Source organism: Kitasatospora sp. NPDC001539, from assembly GCF_040298565.1.
Taxonomy (GTDB): Bacteria; Actinomycetota; Actinomycetes; order Streptomycetales; family Streptomycetaceae; genus Kitasatospora.
This window is the reverse complement of record NZ_JBEPAK010000390.1, coordinates 1-4,149: the sequence shown is the minus strand read 5'-3', so window position 1 is coordinate 4,149 and position 4,149 is coordinate 1. Positions and strand designations below refer to the sequence as shown.

Sequence of the window (4,149 nt, the reverse complement as noted above, 5' to 3'; positions counted from 1 at the left end):
GACATCGCCGTCACCGCCTCCCGCAACGAGCCCGGGGAGTCCGCGATGATCGGCCTGCACGGCTCGATGACCCCGGTCGAGCAGTTCGTGCCGCTTTCTCGGGCGGTACGCCCTGCTCCTCGGCCGCGACGATGTACAGCGCCAGCACGGGCAGCACCGCGCCGTTCATGGTCATCGACACCGACATCCGGTCCAGCGGGATGCCGTCGAACAGCTGGCGCATGTCGTAGATCGAGTCGATGGCCACACCCGCCATGCCGACGTCGCCGGTGACCCGCGGGTGGTCGCTGTCGTAGCCGCGGTGGGTCGGCAGGTCGAAGGCGACCGACAGGCCCTTCTGGCCGGCGGCCAGGTTGCGGCGGTAGAAGGCGTTGGACTCCTCGGCGGTCGAGAAGCCGGCGTACTGGCGGACCGTCCAGGGCTGGTTGACGTACATGGTCGGGTACGGCCCGCGCAGGTACGGGGCGATGCCCGGGTAGGTGTCCAGGAAGTCCAGGCCGGTCAGGTCGGCGGCGGTGTACAGCGGCTTGACGCCGATGCCCTCGGGGGTGTCCCAGACCAGCTCGTCGACGTCCTTGCCGGTGGACCGGCGCCAGGCGGCCCGCCACTGGTCCTCGGTCACGCCGGCGGTGCCGGCGCCGTCGGCCCGGGTGGCGGCGTCGCCGTCCAGCCCGATTCCGGTGAAGTCGGGGATCATCGCGCCACCTCGTCCTCGTCGGCGCTGCGCGCACCGGTGATCTGGTCCAGCAGGGAGGTCAGGACGGCGACGGCGTCCCCGCCCGCGTGGATGAACTCGTCGACTCCGGCGGGCGCTTCGGCGAGCCGGCCGGCCAGCAGCACCCGCCGGGCACCGGCCGCGCGCAGCGCGGTGGCGACCGCCTCGGCGTGCTCGGCGTACAGGGCGTCACTGGAGCACAGGCAGGCGACGCTCGCGCCCGAGGCGCTGAACGCCTCGGCGAACACCGCCGGGTCGACGCCCTCGGCCGAGACGGTCGCGATGCCGCCGGCCTGGAACAGGTTGGCGGCGAAGGTGGTGCGCCCGGTGTGGGCGGCGGCGGTGCCGATCGAGGCCAGGAACAGCTTCGGCCGCTCGCCGGTGGCGGCGAGCACCGCGTCCGAGCGGTCGCGCAGCGCCTCGTACGCCTCGGCGCGGCGCACCCGGGGCAGGCCGCCCGTGTGGCCGGCCGGGGCCGGCTCGCGGACCAGCGGCTGCTCGTCCAGGTGCGGGAACTCGCTGACGCCGGTGACCGGTTCGCGCCGCTTGGCGAGCCGCTCGGAGCGCTCGGCCCAGGTCGCGGCGATCCGGTCGCCGACGAGGCCGGAGGCGAGGGCGGCGCGCTGGCCGCCGGCCCGCTCGATCTCCTGGAACCAGGCCCAGGCGGCGCGGGCCAGCTCCTCGCCCAGCTGCTCGACGTACCAGGAACCGCCGGCCGGGTCGACCACCCGGGCCAGGTGGGACTCCTCCAGCAGGATCGACTGGGTGTTGCGGGCGATCCGGCGGGCGAAGGCGTCCGGCAGGCCGAGCGTGCTGTCGAAGGGCAGCACGGTGACGGCGTCGGCGCCGCCGACCCCGGCCGCGAGGCAGGCGACGGTGGTGCGCAGCATGTTCACCCACGGGTCGCGGGCGGTCATCATCACCCGGGAGGTGACGGCGTGCTGGCGCTGCGCCGAGGCCTCGGCGGACCCCCCGGACACCTCGGCGACGCGGGCCCAGAGGCGGCGCGCGGCCCGGAACTTGGCGATGGTGAGGAACTGGTCGGCGTCCGCGGCGTAGCGGAACTCCAGCTGCCCGAGGGCGGCGTCCACCGACAGCCCGGCGGCGGTCAGCGCGCGCAGGTAGGCGACGCCGGTGGCCAGCGAGCAGCCCAGCTCCTGGGCGGGGGAGGCGCCGGCCTCGTGGTACGGGAGGGCGTCGACGGTCACCGCCCGGACGTTCGGGTACTCGGCGGCGCAGCGGCCGGCCAGTGCGGCGGCCGAGGCGAGCAGCGCGTCGGTCCGGGTGGCGTCTCCGGTGCGGGCCTGGAGGCCCAGCGGGTCGGCGCCGAGGTTGCCGGCGGCGGAGGCGGGGGAGACCTCGCGCTCCTCGTACAGCTTGAACAACCGCTCGGCGGCGTCAGCGAATTCGGGCCCGGCGTCGAGCGCGACCGCGGCCAGGTCCAGGTACACCCCGTTCAGCGCCTCCGGCAGGGCCGACACCGGCAGGCCGGCCCCGCCCAGCTCCAGCCAGAGCGAGCCGACCCCGTTCTCCAGGTCCGCGAGGACCGCCTCGTTGGTGCGCCGCCGGTCCGGGTCGGCGTGCCGCTGGCGGACGTCCCACCCGGCGACGGCGGAACCGTGCGGCCGCCCGCCGCGGACGAACGGCGGGAAGCCGGGGTAGCCGGCCTCGACCGGGCTGTCCTCGGCGGTGTACAGGGGGAGGGCTCGCAGGCCGTCCTGGAGGGGGGTGCTGAGCGCCCGCTCGGCGGCGGCGGCGTCCTCGGGCTGGGCACCGGACTTGCGCAGCACGCCCTCGACGAGCTGCTGCCACTGCTCACGGTGCGCGGCCGGGAACTCGGCGGCGAGGGGGAGCCCTTCGGGCGGGACCTTCATGCCCGCAGGTTAGCGCCCGTTCGCAGGACGGCAGGAGGGGCGTCGTGTGTGACCTTGTTCTCGATTTGGCGCAGTCGTAGCACTCCGCAGGTCAGGGAGTGTCTCGGGGGCGTGCACTCGGCCCGTCGGGGAGTGTCCCGAGGACTCGCGCGCCGGAGACAACCCGGAGCCGTCCCTCGAACGTTCAACGGGTGTCACCACACCTCCCCGAAAGCCCCCGCACCCCCCGAAGGAGAACCCACCGCGATGGGAAAACGACGCAAGCCCAGCCCCCCGAGCCGGGCCCGCCTGGCGGTCCTCACCACGGCGGTGGCCGGGGGCGCGGTGCTCGCCTCCGGCACCGCCGACGCGGAGCCGCGCCCGGACCTCGCCACCGTCAGGGAGCGGGTGGACGCGCTCAACGAGGAGGCCGAGCAGGCCGTCGAGCAGTACAACGGCCTCCAGGCCCAGCAGCAGAAGCTCCAGGGCGATGCCAGTCGGATCCAGGAGAAGGTGGCCCGCGGCCAGGAGGCGATGAACGAACTCCGCACCCGGCTCGGCGGCGTGGCCGCCGAGCAGTACCGCAGCAACGGCATCGACCCGTCCGTCCGGCTGATGCTCGACGCTGACCCGGCCGCCTACCTGGAGCGCGCCTCGGCGTGGAACCAGGTCGCCGACAGCCAGACGGCCCTGCTCAGGCAGGCCCGCGAGGAACAGCGCAAGCTCGACCAGGACCGCGCCGAGGCCACCGCCACCCTCGCCCGGCTCGACTCCGCCGGCACCGAACTGGCGGAGCGGAAGAAGCGGATCCAGGCCAAGCTCTCCGAGGCGCAGGCCACGCTCAACCAGCTCAGCGCCGAGGAGCGGGCCAAGGTCAACGCCCAGCAGTCGGCCGAGAAGGCCAAGGCCGAAGCCCAGAAGGCGGCCGCCGCCGACCGCGCCTCCCGCTCGGCCCAGCGTCCGGACCCGAACGCCCCGGCCCCGCCCGCCAGTGGCCGCGCCGCGGCCGTCGTCCGGTTCGCCTACGCCCAACTCGGCAAGCCCTACCGGTGGAGCGCCACCGGCCCCGACGACTTCGACTGCTCCGGCCTCACCGGGGCCGCCTACCGCGCGGCGGACGTCAAGCTCTCCCGGATGTCCCAGGACCAGTGGAACGACGGCCCGCGCGTCGCCCGCGCCGACCTCCAGCCCGGCGACCTGGTCTTCTTCTACGCCGACATCCACCACGTCGGCATCTACATCGGCGACGGCAAGATGATCCACGCGCCCCGCACCGGCAAGAACGTCGAGGTGCTGCCGATCGACGCCATGCCCTACATGGGCGCCGTCCGCCCCTAGCCGCGCGTGCTCGGGCGGCCGCCCTGGCGGCCCTGGCTGCCCGCCCTGGCCGCCCGCACCGACCTCGGCGCCCTTGCCGCCCGCAACCGTCCGTACGGAGCGGCCGGGGCGCCGGTGCGGCCGGACGGCGGCGGGCGCCCGCCCCCGGGGTGACGGCGCTCGGCGCTGGTGTCCAGCACTTCGGCGATCCGGTCCAGTTCGGGCACCCCGTACCGGCGGTCGCGCGGGCGCGGATCGCCGGAG

At 75.2% G+C, this 4,149-nt stretch carries 2 protein-coding genes and 2 pseudogenes; 1 reads left to right on the top strand and 3 read right to left on the bottom strand.

Annotated features, from left to right (window positions below; translation table 11 throughout):
• Window positions 1-82: 82 nt before the first annotated feature.
• Together ABT247_RS32245 and ABT247_RS32240 are read right to left on the bottom strand one after the other, a co-directional pair.
• Window positions 83-697, bottom strand: a pseudogene (locus ABT247_RS32245) (methylmalonyl-CoA mutase family protein); the annotation flags it as partial.
• Complete coding sequence (locus ABT247_RS32240) at window positions 694-2,589, bottom strand: methylmalonyl-CoA mutase family protein (protein WP_350749887.1); 1,896 nt, start codon at window positions 2,587-2,589, stop codon at window positions 694-696. The pseudogene ABT247_RS32245 and the gene ABT247_RS32240, both read right to left, overlap by 4 nt.
• Window positions 2,590-2,835: 246 nt before the next feature.
• Between ABT247_RS32240 and ABT247_RS32235 the strand changes: the two genes are divergently transcribed.
• The gene (locus ABT247_RS32235; protein ID WP_350749884.1) at window positions 2,836-3,906 is read left to right on the top strand and encodes a C40 family peptidase; all 1,071 of its coding nucleotides are present in this window, start codon (window positions 2,836-2,838) and stop codon (window positions 3,904-3,906) included.
• Between the two features lie 91 nt (window positions 3,907-3,997).
• On the opposite strand, the pseudogene ABT247_RS32230 reads toward ABT247_RS32235, so the two are convergent.
• Window positions 3,998-4,149: pseudogene (locus tag ABT247_RS32230) on the bottom strand (two-component sensor histidine kinase); the annotation flags it as partial.

Excerpts from the sequence above, each read along its gene's own strand:
- ABT247_RS32240 (WP_350749887.1), bottom strand. The coding sequence starts at position 2,589 with ATGAAGGTCCCGCCCGAAGGGCTCCCCCTCGCCGCCGAGTTCCCGGCC.
- ABT247_RS32235 (WP_350749884.1), top strand. The coding sequence starts at position 2,836 with ATGGGAAAACGACGCAAGCCCAGCCCCCCGAGCCGGGCCCGCCTGGCG.